This window comes from Burkholderia aenigmatica, from assembly GCF_048627025.1.
Taxonomy (GTDB): Bacteria; Pseudomonadota; Gammaproteobacteria; order Burkholderiales; family Burkholderiaceae; genus Burkholderia; species Burkholderia aenigmatica.
Window position 1 is genome coordinate 2,657,005 of the sequence record NZ_CP184469.1, and the last position, 15,403, is coordinate 2,672,407.

General features: G+C 67.4%; 15 protein-coding genes. 7 read left to right on the forward strand and 8 right to left on the reverse strand.

All coding sequences use genetic code 11. From position 1 onward, the window contains the following. Positions 1 to 51 precede the first annotated feature (51 nt). The 3 genes from ACN8ZM_RS28920 to ACN8ZM_RS28930 all read right to left on the reverse strand — a co-directional run bounded on the left by ACN8ZM_RS28920 (position 52) and on the right by ACN8ZM_RS28930 (position 3,234). On the reverse strand, positions 52 to 1,242 hold the full coding sequence (locus ACN8ZM_RS28920; protein ID WP_420211464.1) for an MFS transporter: 1,191 nt from the start codon (positions 1,240 to 1,242) through the stop codon (positions 52 to 54). A 104-nt stretch (positions 1,243 to 1,346) separates the two neighbouring features. Continuing rightward, positions 1,347 to 2,804, reverse strand: a complete 1,458-nt coding sequence (locus ACN8ZM_RS28925) for an NAD(P)/FAD-dependent oxidoreductase (protein WP_089453828.1) — start codon at positions 2,802 to 2,804, stop codon at positions 1,347 to 1,349. A gap of 85 nt (positions 2,805 to 2,889) precedes the next feature. Next, positions 2,890 to 3,234 (reverse strand): cupin domain-containing protein, encoded by a 345-nt coding sequence (locus ACN8ZM_RS28930; protein ID WP_027789860.1) that lies wholly within the window; start codon positions 3,232 to 3,234, stop codon positions 2,890 to 2,892. Positions 3,235 to 3,431: 197 nt separating this feature from the next. Between ACN8ZM_RS28930 and ACN8ZM_RS28935 the strand changes: the two genes are divergently transcribed. The 3 genes from ACN8ZM_RS28935 to ACN8ZM_RS28945 all read left to right on the forward strand — a co-directional run bounded on the left by ACN8ZM_RS28935 (position 3,432) and on the right by ACN8ZM_RS28945 (position 6,938). Beyond that, positions 3,432 to 4,316 carry a helix-turn-helix transcriptional regulator gene (locus ACN8ZM_RS28935; protein ID WP_301766793.1) on the forward strand — a complete coding sequence of 295 codons (885 nt, stop codon included), beginning with the start codon at positions 3,432 to 3,434 and terminating at the stop codon, positions 4,314 to 4,316. A gap of 167 nt (positions 4,317 to 4,483) precedes the next feature. Next, complete coding sequence (speB, locus tag ACN8ZM_RS28940) at positions 4,484 to 5,434, forward strand: agmatinase (protein WP_043178716.1); 951 nt, start codon at positions 4,484 to 4,486, stop codon at positions 5,432 to 5,434. Between the two features lie 22 nt (positions 5,435 to 5,456). Continuing rightward, positions 5,457 to 6,938: an aldehyde dehydrogenase family protein gene (locus ACN8ZM_RS28945; RefSeq protein ID WP_420211465.1), complete on the forward strand. Its 1,482-nt coding sequence runs from the start codon at positions 5,457 to 5,459 to the stop codon at positions 6,936 to 6,938. A gap of 131 nt (positions 6,939 to 7,069) precedes the next feature. On the opposite strand, the gene ACN8ZM_RS28950 is transcribed toward ACN8ZM_RS28945, so the two are convergent. Continuing rightward, on the reverse strand, positions 7,070 to 7,954 hold the full coding sequence (locus ACN8ZM_RS28950; protein ID WP_043179234.1) for a patatin-like phospholipase family protein: 885 nt from the start codon (positions 7,952 to 7,954) through the stop codon (positions 7,070 to 7,072). A gap of 522 nt (positions 7,955 to 8,476) precedes the next feature. Here ACN8ZM_RS28950 and motA point away from each other — a divergent pair. The 4 genes from motA to ACN8ZM_RS28970 all read left to right on the forward strand — a co-directional run bounded on the left by motA (position 8,477) and on the right by ACN8ZM_RS28970 (position 12,537). Further along, positions 8,477 to 9,346 (forward strand): flagellar motor stator protein MotA, encoded by an 870-nt coding sequence (gene motA, locus ACN8ZM_RS28955; protein ID WP_089453833.1) that lies wholly within the window; start codon positions 8,477 to 8,479, stop codon positions 9,344 to 9,346. A 10-nt stretch (positions 9,347 to 9,356) separates the two neighbouring features. Then, complete coding sequence (gene motB, locus ACN8ZM_RS28960; protein ID WP_420211466.1) at positions 9,357 to 10,304, forward strand: flagellar motor protein MotB; 948 nt, start codon at positions 9,357 to 9,359, stop codon at positions 10,302 to 10,304. 238 nt (positions 10,305 to 10,542) lie between these two features. Next, entirely contained in the window at positions 10,543 to 11,070 is a 528-nt protein-coding gene (locus ACN8ZM_RS28965) for a hypothetical protein (protein ID WP_420211467.1), read from the forward strand. A 120-nt stretch (positions 11,071 to 11,190) separates the two neighbouring features. Continuing rightward, the gene (locus tag ACN8ZM_RS28970) at positions 11,191 to 12,537 is read left to right on the forward strand and encodes a DUF2325 domain-containing protein (protein ID WP_420211468.1); all 1,347 of its coding nucleotides are present in this window, start codon (positions 11,191 to 11,193) and stop codon (positions 12,535 to 12,537) included. A gap of 107 nt (positions 12,538 to 12,644) precedes the next feature. On the opposite strand, the gene ACN8ZM_RS28975 is transcribed toward ACN8ZM_RS28970, so the two are convergent. The 4 genes from ACN8ZM_RS28975 to ACN8ZM_RS28990 form a co-directional block, all read right to left on the reverse strand. Beyond that, positions 12,645 to 12,968 (reverse strand): winged helix-turn-helix domain-containing protein, encoded by a 324-nt coding sequence (locus ACN8ZM_RS28975; protein ID WP_043178724.1) that lies wholly within the window; start codon positions 12,966 to 12,968, stop codon positions 12,645 to 12,647. Between the two features lie 119 nt (positions 12,969 to 13,087). Continuing rightward, the gene (locus tag ACN8ZM_RS28980; RefSeq protein ID WP_420211469.1) at positions 13,088 to 13,579 is read right to left on the reverse strand and encodes a molybdopterin-dependent oxidoreductase; all 492 of its coding nucleotides are present in this window, start codon (positions 13,577 to 13,579) and stop codon (positions 13,088 to 13,090) included. A 141-nt stretch (positions 13,580 to 13,720) separates the two neighbouring features. Further along, positions 13,721 to 14,488: a DeoR/GlpR family DNA-binding transcription regulator gene (locus tag ACN8ZM_RS28985; protein WP_301766781.1), complete on the reverse strand. Its 768-nt coding sequence runs from the start codon at positions 14,486 to 14,488 to the stop codon at positions 13,721 to 13,723. Between the two features lie 43 nt (positions 14,489 to 14,531). Beyond that, on the reverse strand, positions 14,532 to 15,212 hold the full coding sequence (locus ACN8ZM_RS28990) for an MgtC/SapB family protein (RefSeq protein ID WP_043178727.1): 681 nt from the start codon (positions 15,210 to 15,212) through the stop codon (positions 14,532 to 14,534). Between the last annotated feature and the right edge of the window lie 191 nt (positions 15,213 to 15,403).

A 15,403-nucleotide genomic window follows, 5' to 3' on the forward strand; every position in this document is an offset into this window, starting at 1 on the left:
TGAACCAGACCGACCGCGCGCCGCCATCGGCAGCGGCACGCGTCGCCACCCTCATTCAGATGCCGCTGCGAGCACGGGCGCCATCCCGAACACGGCCGGCCGCAGCCGCCGGTAACAGAGGAACGCCACCGCGCACAGCACGATCGCCGCGATCAGCGCCGACTGCGTGCCTGCGCTCTCGATCAGCGAGCCACCTGCGACCGAGCCGACGCCATAGCCGAGCGCGACGCAGCCCGGCGACAGCGCGGCCGACTTGCCGACCAGGTCGTACTGCGGAATCGTCGCGTAGATCAGCAGCGCGCCACCGGTCCAGCAGCCGATGAAGACGATCGCGCCGAGCGTGAACGTCGCCGCCGATGCCGGCAGCGCGAGCAGCACGGCCGCAACCGCGCAGCCGCCGAGATTCACGAGCGCCCAGCGGCGCAGGCCCGCGCCCGCGCCGAGCTTCGGCATCGCCGCGCAGATCACGAGGCTCGCGATGTTCGCGATGCCGAGCACGAGCGACACCGACTTGCCGCTCAGGCCCGCCGCGGTGCCGATCTTCTCGAGGAAGGTCCACACGACGCCGACGCCGCCGTACAGCGCGAGCTGCGCGCACAGCACCAGCATCGCGCCCTTGCGGTCGATGCGGCCGGCGACGCCGGCCGGCGCTGGCGTGGCCATCGTCTCGCCGCGGCGAAACAGCGGCGTCGTGAGCACGAACATGCCGAGCACGCACGCGACGAAACCGAACACGCCGTGCGCGCCCCACGTGTCGCTCAGCATCGGGAAGATGTAGGCGAGCAGCACCATGCTCCACGTCACCTGCCCCATCAGCATGATCCCGAGATTGCGTTCCGGTGCGCGCGAATACGACAGGTAGCGCAACGCGATGCCGTTCAGCCCGCCCGAGCCGACGCCCGCGATGAACTGCAACGCCGAATAGGCGACGAGCCCGTGCGTCGCGAGCGTGCCGAGGTTCGCGCCGGCCGCAAGCGTCACCGCACCCGCGAGCACCCACCGGACCGGCTGGCGGCCGAGCACGAACGCGACGAGCAGCGTGCCCGTCGATTCGCCGAGCACCTCGATGAAGCTCGACAGCCCGAGCGCCGCTTCGCCGAAGCCCCAATGACGCTCGACCTGCCCGACGATCGCGGGCAGGCCGAGGAAGACCGTCGGCCCGAGCATGCCGAGCAGCAGCATCACGACGACGAACAGCGCGTTTTCCTGTCGCGCCTCATCCTGCAGGTTGACTACATTCATCTGGTGTCTCTCTCCGTGTCCGCGGCGCGGACCGTCTCCTCTGGGGATCGTTTTTGGGTGTCGCTACGACGGGGCGGCCCGGCGCGGGGCCGCCCCGTCGTCGCTTACATCGGGAAGCCCATCGCCTTGATGCCGCTGATCCATGCGCGCTTCCAGCCGCCTTCCGCATCCGCGCCATCGAACGCATGGAACGTGATCTTCGCGGCCATCCAGCGCATCGGTTCCGGCGGGATGTAGCTCGGGCTCTGGTTCGCGATGTCGAGCTTGCGCTCGGGGCTGTCGCGATCGAACAGGATGTTCAGCCCCATGAATGCGCCGAACCGGCTCGCCGCGACGCCGAAGCCCGTATAGCCGGCGACGAACACGGCCTTGTCGCCGAGATAGCGCTTCGCGAACACCGAGCCGCGCGAGCAGTAGTCGATCGGGCCGCCCCACGCGTGCGAGAAGCGCACGTCGCACAGTTGCGGGAACGTGCGGTAGAACGCTTCCGCGAGCCGGTAGTACGTTTCGCGCTGGCCGTCCTGGTGCGGTTCCGGATCGCCGTCGAAGTGATAGCTCACCAGCCCGCCGAAGATGATGTTGTTGTTCTTCGTCAGGCGGAAATAGTTGAGCTGCGTGCGCGTGTCGTACACGCCCTGGCGATTCTTCCAGCCGATCCGCGCGAGCTGTTCGTCGGTGAGCGGCTCGGTTGCGAGCACGTGGTCGCGCACCTGCATCACGCGACGGTTGATGTCGGGAATCCCGACTTTCGCGGTGCCGCTGCCGAACACGACGCGCGGCGCACGCACGCTGCCCTTCGGCGTCTTCACGAATACCGTGCTGCCTTCGTCGGTCACGGTCACGAGCGGCGTGTGTTCATACAGCTTCACGCCGAGCTTCAGCGCCGCGCGCTTCAGCCCCCACGCGAGCTTTGCCGGATGCACGATGCCGCTGCGGTTGCGCGACCACAGCGCGCCCGCGAACAGCGGCGAATTCAATTGTTCGAGCGTTTCCTCACGATTCAGCAGCACGACGTTGTGGCCGTACTCGCGATGCAGGTCGTAATCGCCCTTCAGGTGCGCGATGTGCTCGGGATCGACCGCGACCGTCATCTCGCCGTTCCACTCGATATCGGCGTCGATGTCGTAGCGCTTCAGCGTCTCCTCGAAGCCGTCGAGGTTGTGATGGCCGAAGGCCTCGAGCTGCGCGATGTCGTTCGGGAACACGCGCACCGCGTTCGGCAGCCCGTGCATCACCGACGTCGAGATGATCCCGCCCGCGCGGCCCGACGCGCCGTGCGCCACCTTGCCGGCCTCGATCAGCACCACGTTCAGGTGCGGCATCTGTTCCTTCGCCTGCACGGCCGCCCACAGCCCCGTGAAGCCACCGCCGACGATCAGCAGATCGGCCGTCACGTCGCCGACGAGCTCCGGCTCGGTCGCAGGCGCCGCCGGGTTGTCGAGCCAGTACGGGAACAGCTTCGTATTCGCGAGCGCCGCCTCGACGCCCAGTGCGACCGGCGCGCCACGCATTGCGTGCGCCTGCACCGGCGCAGTCTCTCTTGCTTTGACTTCCATTTCCATGATCCCAGCCATCACACGCGAAAAACGAAACCACCGCCGGGTGCGCGTCACACGGACGACGACACCACGGCGGCGGCTTCGGACATCACGACTTCTCGAGCAGCACGTAGAACTTCTTCGCGTCCTCGATCGTCTCCCAGCGGCCCGCGAAGCCGGCCGGCAGCAGGTAGCCCTGGCCCGGCGTGAATTCCTTGCGGTTGCCTTCGACGTCGGTCAGTGCGATCCGGCCCTCGACGAGCCACACCGCCTCGTCGGCCGCGGTTTCCGGAAACTCCACCGAGCCGACCTTCCCTTCCCACCAGCCGATGAGGTAGTTGCCGCTCTTGCCTTCCGCCGCGCGCCAGTCGCTTTCGTCCATTCCGAAGTCGAGCTTCGTGAATTCGCCGATGCCTGCGCCGAGCGGCAGGATGTCCTTGATCAGTTTGGTCATCTGAATCTTTCGTCTCTTGATTGAAAAAGCAGAGACAAAGTTACTCATTTACACTGCCCCGGTATGCCCCCCTCCAGGGGGGACAAGCGGTGTTTTCCGGGGCAAACGGGTCGGCAGGACAACCGACGGTGTTTCCCCTAATGACGTTTTCCGTTGCAACCGCTAAAATCGCGCCCGCCTTTCACCCGGGGAACCGCATGCTGCTCAACGTGAACCCCTTCCACCGCGACAACGACCGTTTCAACGTGTCGTTCAAGGCGCTGGGCGAGCTGATCGAGACGGTCGGCACGCCGCACTTCGTGCCGCGCCTCACGCAACTGCTCAATGACGTGGTGCCGCTCGACGTCGCGCATGTCGAACGTTCGCGCGTCGACGGCTCGATGCCCACAGGCTATCGATGCGAATGGATCGGCAGCAGTGGCATCGATACCGAATCCACCGAAATCTCCGACGTGATGACGCTCTACTACGAGCGCTTTCTCGACAGCGACCCGCTGTTCGCGGGGCTGCGCGGCAAGACCGGCACGATGCTGGTGGTTCGCGACATCGCCGCGATCCCGCCCGGCGAATTCCGGCAGCGGCTGTTCGACGACGTGCATATCGGGCACGAATGCGTGCTCGCACGCGGCACCCGCTATGCGCAGCATTCGATCGCGCTGGAGCGCGGCCGCGACCGGCCGCCGTTCACGCTCGCCGAGATGAACCGCTTTCGCAGCATCAGCGACATGCTGTTCCCGCTGCTCGAACTGCATGCGTCGACCACGGCCGCACGGCGCGTCGCACACCCGACGCCCGAGGTCCATCCGCTCGCGCAGTTCGATACGCGAATCGCGGCCGACGGCGTGAAGCTGTCGAAACGCGAATACGAAACCTGCAAGCACCTGCTCTCCGGCAAGACCGTGCCCGAAACGGCCGAGATCCTCGGCGTGCGCGTCGCGTCGGCCGAGTCGTACGTGAAGCGCGCGTTCGCAAAGCTCGGCGTGCGCACGAAGCGCGAGCTCGCCGCGTGGGGTTCGGCCACCACCGCGTTCCCTTCCACCGGCTCGCACGACGGCACCGCGCCGCCCGCCATCCCGCGCTGAACCGCCCGGCCGCACCCGCGCGGCCGCGTTCGGTTGCGCCGCGTCGATGCGGCGGCGCCACTTGCATCGAGAGCCGTCGATGTAAACGTTGCGACTTCAAAATCTTCGCGCGGACGTTCTCCTCTACCATCGGCCGATCGCTTTACCTCAGAAAAAGGAGACGGCCCATGCCCCGCGAACTGAATCAACCGATGGGCGGCAACGAAATGCCGCGCTTTGGCGGCATCGCCACGATGATGCGGCTGCCGCAAGCCGCAACGACCGACGGCCTCGACGTGTGCTTCGTCGGCGTGCCGCTCGATCTCGGCACGTCGAACCGCTCGGGCTCGCGCTTCGGCCCGCGCCAGATCCGCACCGAATCCGTGCTGCTGCGCCCGTACAACATGGCCACGCGCGCGGCGCCGTTCGATTCGCTGCAGGTGGCCGACATCGGCGACGTCGCGACCAATCCGTACGACCTGAAGGACTCGGTGCGCCGCATTGAAGAGGCGTACGACGAGATCGTCGCGAACGGCTGCCGGCCGATCACGCTCGGCGGTGATCACACGATCGCGTGGCCGATCCTGCGCGCGCTGCACAAGAAGTACGGCAAGGTCGCCGTCGTGCACGTCGACGCGCACGCGGACGTGAACGACACGATGTTCGGCGAGAAGATCGCGCACGGCACGCCGTTCCGCCGCGCGGTGGAAGACGGGCTGCTGCAATGCGACAAGGTCACACAGATCGGCCTGCGCGGCACCGGCTACCACGCGGACGATTTCGACTGGTGCCGCCAGCAGGGCTTCACCGTCGTGCAAGCGGAAGAATGCTGGAACAAGTCGCTCGCGCCGCTGATGGCGCAGGTGCGTGAACGCGTCGGCGACACGCCCGTCTATCTGAGCTTCGACATCGACGGCCTCGATCCGTCGTTCGCGCCCGGCACCGGCACACCGGAAATCGGCGGCCTCACCGTGCAACAGGGCCTCGAGATCGTGCGCGGGATGAAGGGCCTGAACATCGTCGGCGCGGACCTCGTCGAAGTCGCGCCGCCGTACGATCCGACCGGCACCACCGCGCTCACGGGCGCGAACCTCGCGTTCGAGATGCTCTGCGTGATGCCGGGCGTCGCCTACCGCTAACCCGACCGACAGGATGACCCTCATGTCCACCGCCGAGCTTTCCCGATCCACCGCCACGTTCGTGCTGCCCGCGGCGCACATCGCCGGCCAGCCCGTGCGCGCGCAGGCCGACGCGCCCGGCGCGCCGATCTTCGACGCGTCGACGGGGGCTGCGATCGGCTGGCAGGAATTCGCGACGGCCGCGCACGTCGACGCCGCGGTGCGCGCCGCGCGCGACGCGTTCGCTGGCTGGCGCGATACGCCGCCCGCCGAACGCGGCCGGATGCTCGCGACGATCGCCGAGCGCGTCGAAGCGTCGCGCGATCGCCTTGCCGCGCTGCAGATGCAGGTGAGCGGCAAGCCGCCGTTCGAGGCCGACGCCGATGTCGGCGACGTCGCCGCGACGTTCGCGTACTACGCGACGCTGTGCGAAGACCCGGCGCTGTTCGCGGCCGAGCCGGTCGCGCTGCCGAGCGATGCCGTCACGGCCGAGCGTTTCTACGACTCCGTCGGCGTCGCGGCGCTCGTCATGCCGTGGAACTTCCCGATGGTCACGACCGCGTGGAAGCTCGCGCCCGCGCTCGCGGCCGGCTGCGCGGTCGTGCTGAAGCCGTCCGAACTCACGTCGCCGACCGAACACGCACTGCTCGAGATCGTCGCCGAAGCCGGCGTGCCGGCCGGCGTCGTCAACGTCGTGAACGGCGGCGCCGAGGTCGGTGCGGCGCTGACCGCGCATCCGCTGATCGACAAGATCTCGTTTACCGGCAGCACGGCGGCCGGCCGCAAGGTCATGCAGGCCGCCGCCGTCGACATGAAGCGCGTGACGCTCGAACTCGGCGGCAAGTCGTCGCTGATCGTGCGCGACGACGCCGATCTCGACGTCGCGGTGTCGCTCGCCGTCGCGGGCGCCTTCACGAACGCGGGCCAGATGTGCTCGGCCACCGCGCGCATCCTCGTGCACGACAGCGTGTACCGCAGCTTCATGGCCGCGTTCGAGACCGCCGTGCGCGCGCTCGTCGTCGCGCCGCCCGCGGCGGAACAGGTCGCGATGGGGCCGCTGATCTCGGCCGCGCAGCGTACGCGCGTCGAAGCGATGCTCCAGCACGGCATCGATGCGGGCGCACGCGTCGCCTTCAGCGGCCGCGTGACGGATGCCGGCGGCGACGGCTTCTTCATGGCGCCCGTCGTGATCGCCGAACCGGCCGCCGACAACCCGCTGTGGACCGATGAAGTGTTCGGCCCCGTCGCGTGCGTGAAATCGTTCCGTACCGACGACGAAGCGATCGCGCTCGCGAACGACACGCGCTACGGGCTCGTCGCAACCGTCGTGACGCGCGATGCGGCCATCGCCAAGCAATTCCAGCAGCGCGTGCGCGCGGGGCTCGTATGGATCAACGCGCCGCAGCTCATCTACCCGCACGTGTGCTGGGGCGGCTTCGGGCTCAGCGGCATCGGCCGCGAACTCGGCGTTGCAGGTCTGCGTAGCTACCAGGAATTGCGCCACGCGATGCGCGCGATCGACTGACCAGGGCGGCCGTTCAGGCCGTTGGCGGCACCGTGTCACGTGCACGGTGCCGTTTTTTTTGCCGATTGCCGGGGAGAGACCCGGCAGCCGGCGTTCGTCAGCCATGCGTTTGCACGGCGCGTGCGCAACCGTCAATGCGACCGCGCCGCGGCATGATCGTGCTCGCGCAGCTCGCCGGGAATCGCACACTCCGCGAGCCCGCCCGCGTCGATCCATGCGCGCGTGCGTTCCGCGGCCTTGTCGATCAGCTGCGCGCACTGCGAGTAATCGTATGACGAGACGTCGAGCGGACAGAGCGGCGGCACGACATGGATGTGCGCGTGTGCCGCGTACAGCGCCAGATCGCGCACCAGTTGCCGCGCGATCACGAGCGTCAGCGCGTGCGTCGCATGCGCGATCGGGCTGCGCGGCGGGACCCGCAACGCGCAGGCGAACCCGGCCGGCAGCACGACGATCCGCTTGACGCCAAGCGCAATCGCAACGGAGATCGGCGTATTGTTCGCGACGCCGCCGTCGACGAGTTCCACGCCGCCGATGCTGACCGACGGAAACACGCCGGGAATTGCCGTGCTGGCCTGCACGGCATCCACGACCGAGCCGGCGGACAGCACGACTTCGCGGCCATTCAGCACGTCGGTCGCGACGATGTGGAGCGGCAGCGCGGCCTGCTCGATCCGCCGGTACGGCAGATTCTTTTCCAGCAGCAGACGCAGCGCATCGGCGTCGACCAGATGCGGCCGGTTGCGCAGCAGCATCGCGATGATGCTGCGCAACGAGAACGGCATGACGTCCTGGCGGCGGATCCTGCACCACAGCGCGGCGAGCATCGCGACACCGTCCGCGTCCGGCCGGCCGGCGAAATAGGCGGCATTGATCGCGCCCGCCGACGCGCCGACGACGCAATCGGGCCGTTCGCCGCTCGCGACCAGCTCGCGCAGCATGCCGACCTCGATCGCGCCGAGACTGCCGCCGCCGGCGAACACGAAGGCGGTCGAGGGAGTGGGATCGGACGTCACGGTGCGCCCTCCTGCAGTTGGCTGCGACAGTGCTTTCGCCATGATGGATCGTGCGGCGCCCCGGATGTCCTGCTGAAAACCCTGCCGGCACGCGGATCCAGCCGCGGACGACGATGCGCGCTGCGCGCCCCGGCATCCCGGCATCCCGGCGTGAGCGTCTTTTGGGGAGGGTGACGTCATTGGCGACCCTCTTTCCGGGTCGCATTCATACGGAAATTCTCGCGACGGAAACGCATTATTTGACCTCGATCAAGAAAGCCGCACACATCGGCACGCGCAAACGTATGCAACGCATGCGACGCCCTTGATACGTGGAATCACGGGTTCAGTTGTCCGGACGATCGCCGTTATTGCATCAACACCCGCCGATTGGCGTCGTTTTGCAGCGCATCGGGACGATGGCCCGGTTCGCATCCGACACGCAGCGACCCGAGGCCATCGCGGGCACGGAGCGGGACAGCCAGGCGCCCCGCTCGCTTTTGAACAACGGATACAGCAGCGCAAGTCGCGGATGAGGGAATCATGTTTGTAGCCATCGGGTGGATCGTCGTGATCGGGTCGGTGATCGGCAGTTTTGTCGGCGTAGGCGGCCATGTGCCGGCCTTGTTGCAACCGTTCGAGCTGCTATGCATTTTCGGCGCGGCGCTGGGTGCGTTCGTCGTCAGCAATCCGGTCACGACGCTGAAGAAGACGATCAAGAGCCTGCCGACCTGTTTCAAGGGCGGCGGCTATACGAAGCAGCAATACGTCGAACTGATCGCCCTGTTGTACGAGCTGCTGCAGAAGGCCCGCAAGGACGGCATGATGGCGCTCGAGGCCGACGTCGACGCGCCCGAGCAAAGCCCGCTGTTCCAGAAGTATTCGCATGTGCTCGGCGACCATCACCTGCTCGACTTCATCGTCGATTACTTGCGGATGATGTCGGGCGGCAACGTGAACGTGCTGGAGATGCAGGACCTGATGGATGAAGAGCTGCATACGCACCATGCGGAGGCGTCGGTCGCGGCCAACGCGATCCAGAAGATGGCGGACGGCCTGCCGGCGTTCGGCATCGTCGCCGCGGTGATGGGCGTCGTGCATACGATGGGCTCGGTCGGCGCGCCGCCCGCCGTGCTCGGCAAGATGATCGCCGGCGCGCTCGTCGGCACCTTCCTTGGCATCCTGCTCGCGTATGGCTTCGTCGGCCCGCTCGCGGATCTGCTCCATGCGAAAGGCCGCGCGGCGGCCAAGCCGTTCCAGTGCGTGAAGGCCGTGCTGCTCGCGTCGATGAGCGGCTACGCACCGGCGGTGGCAGTGGAATTCGGCCGCAAGGTGCTGTTCACGGCCGATCGCCCGAGCTTCAAGGAGCTCGACGAGGCCGTCCGCGCGACGAAGTCGCCCAAGGCAGCGTAACGGAGGCGCCATGGCCGACAGTCGCTCCAATCCGTCGAAACAGGCCCCGCTCGTCGTCGTGCGCCGCAGGAAAGGCGAAGACCACGACGCCCACCATGGCGGTGCATGGAAAATCGCCTACGCCGATTTCGTCACGGCGATGATGGCGTTCTTCCTGCTGATGTGGCTGCTCGGCTCGGTCTCGAAGTACGACAAGCAGGGGATCGAGGATTACTTCAACACGCCGCTGTCGACGCTCCTGTCCGGCGGGCAGGACGCGCAGGCACCGCGTCCGAGCGTCGTGCAAGGAGGCGGCCGCGACCTGTCGGATCCCGCACCGGCGATCGACTCGAAAACGCAACCGGTGCCAGCCAGCGCGCCTGCGGCACTCGCCGGCATCGTCGACACGCACAAGCTCGAACGCCTGAAGGCGAAGCTGACCGCGGCGATTGCACAAAGCCCGTCGTTGCGCGCGTACCAGGACCAGATCCGGATCGCGATCACCAACGAGGGCTTGCGCATCGAGATCGTCGATTCGCTCAAGCGCCCGATGTTCGCGTCGGGCAGTTCGCAACCCGAAGGCTATGCCACCGCGATTCTCACCCAGATCGGTACGGCACTCGACGATGTCGAAAACCGCGTGTCGATTGCCGGGCACACCGACTCGACGCCGTATCCCGACGGCCCCACGGGCTATTCGAACTGGGAGCTCTCCAGCGATCGTGCGAACGCCGCGCGGCGCGCGCTGGTCGCGGGCGGGTTGCGGGAAGACAAGCTGCTGCAGGTGCGCGGGCTCGCGGATGTCCTGCCACTCGACAAGAATGTGGCGGACGAGCCGACCAATCGCCGGATCAGCATCCTCGTGATGAACAATACCGCCGAGCAGGGGTTCTTTCGGGACGGCGGCCGGACGACGATGGACGAAACGGCCGGCGCCCGGGCCGCCGTGCTGCCGGCGGCGCTCACGCGGCAGCATTAGGCGTACGCGCGTTCACGCACGCGGGCCGGATGTGCGCGGCCACCGTGCATATCCTCGTGCCCGACGGCGCGTACCTCCGCTTCACGGCCGCGTTCGGAACGGCCGTGAGCAACATCGACTGACCAGTCGGCCGTTCAGGCCGTTGACGGCACCGTGTCTCATCGACGGTGCCGTCTTTTTCTGCGCACTCGATATATTCCGTAGAATATATCGATACCTGCATTTCCGGAGACTCACCATGCCCCGCACGCCGACGGATCGCGCCCCGCAGCGCACCGCACGGGAACAGCCGCTCGCGCGCAAGATCCGCGCGCTCAGGCCGCTGTCGAGCGACGCGCGCGCGCAGCAGGTCACGGATGTCGTCGACGCGTTCCGGCGCCTGCGCGGCAGCGTCGTGCGCTTCATCCTGATGTTCTCGGCCGCGCATGCTGACGACGCGCTGTCCGCCCTGGGCTTTCGTGACCTGTTGTCGACGCTCGAAGACCATGCTCGCACCGCCCGCTTCACGCGTCTGTCCGAACTCGAACGGGCGATCGGCCACGCGCGCCGCCTCGAACGCACGCGCGACGACGTGTTCTCCGATTCGTTCAGCAACGACCCGGCCGCGATGCGCGACGCGGTCGCCGCGCTGGAGCGTGTCGACCTGCTGTTCGTCGGGCTGTGCGTCGAGTACGTGATGGCGCGTCATGCGCAGGCATCGCTCCCCGTTTCGTCCGAGGCCCCGTCCGCACTATCGCTCACCGACCATTCAAGCGCGCTCTGCTGACCGCGCGACGCGGCCTTGCTCCGTGATTTCCCCGGAATTTCGTGCGTTATATTCCGTGGTATATTTCGCGAATCTTTCGCGCATCCGTCTCCGGCCCGACCACGCCGGACAGAGGTCAACATGCACGCTCCGCCCTTTCGCCTTGCCCGCACGGCGGATCTCTCGTCGCCCGGCGGTAACCTGCCCGCGGCAACCGGCACGCGGGTCGACGCATGCTGTGCGCCGTCACGCGCGCAACTGACCGAGCTGAAGCGCCGCGCGCGCCTGTCCGAGCTCGATGCGAACCTGCACTGCTCGATCATCGGCACCTGCCTGACCACCCACGAACTGCGCAGGCTCGTACCGAAGTTCACCGACCTCGACCGTCAGCACGCGACCGATCTCGACATCCATCACGCAGCCGTCGAGCTCGCGATCGGCGGCACCGCTGGCGCCAAGGCCTTGCACAAGGCGCTCGACGAACGCTACGCCGGCGCGATCCGCGCATTCGACAGCGCGAAGGACGCGGACGAACTCCTCGCGCGCTGGAAGGAAGCGCTGAAGAGCGGCGACATTCCGCCCGCGTACTGGGCGCTGATGACGCATCCGCGCACGACGATGGGCGTGCGCCAGGCCGCGTTCGGCGACCTGCACATGCTGTCGCACCTGGTCGGCGCGGCCAATCGCGCCGATATCCGGCGGCTGGTCGCGCTCGAGGAAGAGAATGCGGCGCTGCACGCGAAGCTCGAACGGCAGCAGGTGCGCCTGCACGACATGAGCACGCAGCGCGACGCGGCACTGCAGGAACGGGATGCCCTCGCCGCACGCCAGCACGCGCAGCCGCTGGCGGCCGAAAGCGTACTGCGCGACGAAGTACACGAACTGCGCGAAGCGCTGGCCGCACGCGACGAACGGCTCGCGCTGCACACGAGCCGCCGCGAGGCGGCCGAGCAGCGGATCGCCGCGGAACAGGCGAGCGCCCGCGCGATGCGCGCGCGGCTCGACGACCTGATGGCGATGGTGAAGACGCTGCGCGCCGAAGCGAGCGCGATCGAACAGGCGGTGCAGGCGTCGGCGGACGACCCGGCCGAACGCGCGGCCGATCCGCTGTCGATCCTTCAGGGCACGCGTCTGGTGTACGTCGGCGGGCGCCCCGGCTCGAACCGGGCGATCAAGCGGATCGTCGAAACGGCGGGCGGCGACATGACGCTGCACGACGGCGGCATCGAGGATCGCAAGGGCCTGCTGGCCGCGGCGCTACCGGGCGCGCAGATGGTCGTGTTCCCGGTCGACTGTATCGACCACGATTCGATGAACCTGCTCAAGCGCATCTGCGAACGCCACCACATCGCGTACTACCCGCTGCGGACTGCGAGCGTCGCCAGCTTCGTCGAGCTGATCGGGCGGCTCGATGCGCAGGCGCGCGATGTGATGGCTCCGGATGCCGCCACGGGCGACACGCCGCGCTTCTGCCTGCGGCACGGCTAGGGCCCGGTTCGCGTCGCCGCTGTCCTTGCGCGCTGCCCTTCATGGGCCAGTGAAAGCCCGCCGTCAGCCTGAACAGGCCTCCGGGCAAGCGCACATGCCGCGCACTTTCAGCGCCGCACCATTTTCGTGAGCGCGGTAATTTCGTCGGCGCAAGCCGCGTAAGCACGCGCCTCGATCTCGCGATAGAGGCGGATGATCTCCTCGCCGACCGGTGTGAGCACGCTGCCGCCGCCGCTCTGCCCGCCATGCTCGGATACCGTCGCCGGCGATTTCAGCGAGCGGTTCAGCTCGTCCATCAGCAACCACGCACGCCGGTACGACATCTTCAGGCTGCGCGCCGCCGCCGAAATCGACCCGTGCTCGCGCACGGCTTCGAGCAGCGCGACCTTGCCCGGGCCGAGCGCGATCGTGTCGGCTTGCTGGATACGCATCCTGAACCGCACCTCAGGCTTGGGGTGTGCCGGTGTCTTCATGTTGTCCCGCCCTTTGAACGATGCGGGCAAGCATACACGATGGCCGGTGCAGCGCACGCGGCCGCCTGCGTGCCGGCTCAGACCTCGAGCACGCGCGCGACGATGCCGGCCAGTCGCTTCACGTGGCGCGGTGCGGGCAGGAGGTCGGCGCCCGAGAACAGCAGCGGCGCGCCGTCGTCGATCGACAGCGGCGCGTCGCCGCATTCGAACGCGACGATCACGTGTTCGCCGACGGGCGTGTTGAACAGTTCATGCCAGGAAAACGTGACCGCGTAGCCGTCATGCGCATGCGCGATGAACACCATGCGCTTGAAGTCGCCCGGCGCGTCGTTGCGCAGCCCGGCCACATCGAGCAGGTCCTTCAGCCGTGCGCCACGATACGGCGCGACCGAGCGGATGAAGCGGTTGGTCGTGAAGCAGCGCAGGTCGAACGGCTCGGCCGTCGCGCTCGCGTGCCGGCGCAGGTCGTCGAGCGTCACCGTCATCGGCCGCTCGAATGCGCCCGTCAGCGCGATCGAGCCCGTTGCCGCTTGATGCGCCGAAGGCGCCGCCGTCCCTGCCATCTCCATCGCCCGCCTCCATGACGGCCCGCCGGTAGGCGTGCCTGCGTTGTATCGATGGATATATTACGCCGCTAAAAAACCGGCCGACAGCATGCGCGCCGCATGGGCGACATAACGGCGGCCGATCGTGCCCCACGCTGCCCGGCACTACGCCAGCACGATGTTCTTGATGACTTTCTTGAGGCTCTTGAAGCTGTCGACCGATTCCGCCTTCGAGTCCGTCACCAGCGCACCGATCCGCGCCGGCTCGCAGAAGCTGATCCGGCTGTTCGTGCCGAGCTTGCTGAAATCGGCCAGGATCGCGACGTCCGCCGCGTTGCCGACCATCGCGCGCGCCACTTCGGTTTCCATCCGGTCGTAGTTGGTCGCGCCTCGGACGGCATCGACGCCCACCGGCGACAGCAGCGCGAGATCGGCGCGGTAGCGAAAGATTTCGGCGACCGTGCCGTCGCCGACGGTCGCGGCCGCGCGGCTGCCGATCATCCCGCCGAGCAGGATCGTTTCGTTATTCGCCTGCGCCGGGTCGCTCGACCGCATCTTCAGTGCGACGTCGATCGAGTTCGTGACGATCGTGAGGCCCGACAGCTTCGCCAGTTCCTCGGCCAGCAGCGTCGTGGTCGTGCCCGCGTCGATGAACAACGTCTGCGAGCCCGTGACCAGCCTGGCCGCCGCGCGGGCGATCGCCAGCTTCGCCTTCACGTGCGTCTGCGCGCGCTCGGCGATCGGCGCTTCGTCGCCCACCTGCACCGCGCCGCCGTGTACGCGCTTCAGTTCACCGAGCGCCTCGAGGTCGACGAGATCGCGGCGCACGGTTTCCCGCGACACGTTCAGGTCGGCCATGATCCGGTCGGTGGAAACGCGCTGCATCTTCGATAACAGAAGCCGGATCCTCTGGTATCGCTCTTCTTGCCACATGGAATGTCCTCGGAATGAACGTCAATGTTATTCGAACGGCGAACTATGCTGCGCTCTCCTCCATCTTTTTGATGCCGACGAGGGTCTGCAGGGATTGACGGACCGCCTGGACCTCGCTGCTCGTCATCTTTGAAAACACCACGTGGATGCGGTCGTCGTCTGGCGCTGCATCGTCCTGTTCGATGATGAACTGGACGATGCGCGCCTGGTCGATGCCGGGCATCGCCTGCAGCGACGTCAGTTTCACGGCGCCGCGGCTCGCGAGGATGCGCACGCCCCAGCGCTGCCGCGCGGCGAAGAAGCGCTTCTCGATCGGCTTCAGGCCGGCCAGGATCGCGAGCACGATCGCCGTCGCGGCGATCGCAGCCACATACATGCCGCCGCCCACCGCCAGCCCGACCGCCGCCACGACCCACAGGCTCGCCGCGGTCGTCAGGCCGCGGATGATCTCGCCGCGCAGCATGATCGACCCGGCACCGAGGAAACCGATGCCCGACACCACCTGCGCGGCGACGCGCGACGGGTCCAGCGACACGTTCTTCGCGTTCTGGATATCCGCGAAGCCGAACGCCGACACGATCATCACGAGCGCGGCGCCCACGGCCACCAGCATGTGCGTGCGCAAGCCGGCCGCCCACGACAGGCGCTCCCGCTCGATGCCGACGATGCTGCCGAGCAATGCCGCCAGCAACAGGCGAGAAATGATTTCCAGCTGACTGATCATGCGAGGTCTCCTTGCTTTGCCTGGTCTACCTGATGAAGCACGGCCCGCGAGGGCCGCCGCCCGACTCTCCTTGCCTTCGCCCGCCGGTTGCCAAGCCCGGCAACCGGCGAGTTGTATTTTTGTGCGATCTTGCGAATTTGTGCGTTCTAATATACGGTACGCAAAACTACAAAGCCAGACCCAAGTTCGTT

Bases quoted from the DNA above. Each gene is read 5' to 3' on its own strand.
- ACN8ZM_RS28945 (WP_420211465.1), top strand. From the start codon at position 5,457: ATGTCCACCGCCGAGCTTTCCCGATCCACCGCCACGTTCGTGCTGCCC.
- ACN8ZM_RS28965 (WP_420211467.1), top strand. From the start codon at position 10,543: ATGCCCCGCACGCCGACGGATCGCGCCCCGCAGCGCACCGCACGGGAA.
- ACN8ZM_RS28975 (WP_043178724.1), bottom strand. From the start codon at position 12,968: ATGCGTATCCAGCAAGCCGACACGATCGCGCTCGGCCCGGGCAAGGTC.
- ACN8ZM_RS28990 (WP_043178727.1), bottom strand. From the start codon at position 15,212: ATGATCAGTCAGCTGGAAATCATTTCTCGCCTGTTGCTGGCGGCATTG.
- ACN8ZM_RS28920 (WP_420211464.1), bottom strand. From the start codon at position 1,242: ATGAATGTAGTCAACCTGCAGGATGAGGCGCGACAGGAAAACGCGCTG.
- motA (WP_089453833.1), top strand. From the start codon at position 8,477: ATGTTTGTAGCCATCGGGTGGATCGTCGTGATCGGGTCGGTGATCGGC.
- ACN8ZM_RS28970 (WP_420211468.1), top strand. From the start codon at position 11,191: ATGCACGCTCCGCCCTTTCGCCTTGCCCGCACGGCGGATCTCTCGTCG.
- ACN8ZM_RS28980 (WP_420211469.1), bottom strand. From the start codon at position 13,579: ATGGAGATGGCAGGGACGGCGGCGCCTTCGGCGCATCAAGCGGCAACG.
- motB (WP_420211466.1), top strand. From the start codon at position 9,357: ATGGCCGACAGTCGCTCCAATCCGTCGAAACAGGCCCCGCTCGTCGTC.
- speB (WP_043178716.1), top strand. From the start codon at position 4,484: ATGCCCCGCGAACTGAATCAACCGATGGGCGGCAACGAAATGCCGCGC.
- ACN8ZM_RS28985 (WP_301766781.1), bottom strand. From the start codon at position 14,488: ATGTGGCAAGAAGAGCGATACCAGAGGATCCGGCTTCTGTTATCGAAG.
- ACN8ZM_RS28930 (WP_027789860.1), bottom strand. From the start codon at position 3,234: ATGACCAAACTGATCAAGGACATCCTGCCGCTCGGCGCAGGCATCGGC.
- ACN8ZM_RS28935 (WP_301766793.1), top strand. From the start codon at position 3,432: ATGCTGCTCAACGTGAACCCCTTCCACCGCGACAACGACCGTTTCAAC.
- ACN8ZM_RS28925 (WP_089453828.1), bottom strand. From the start codon at position 2,804: ATGGAAATGGAAGTCAAAGCAAGAGAGACTGCGCCGGTGCAGGCGCAC.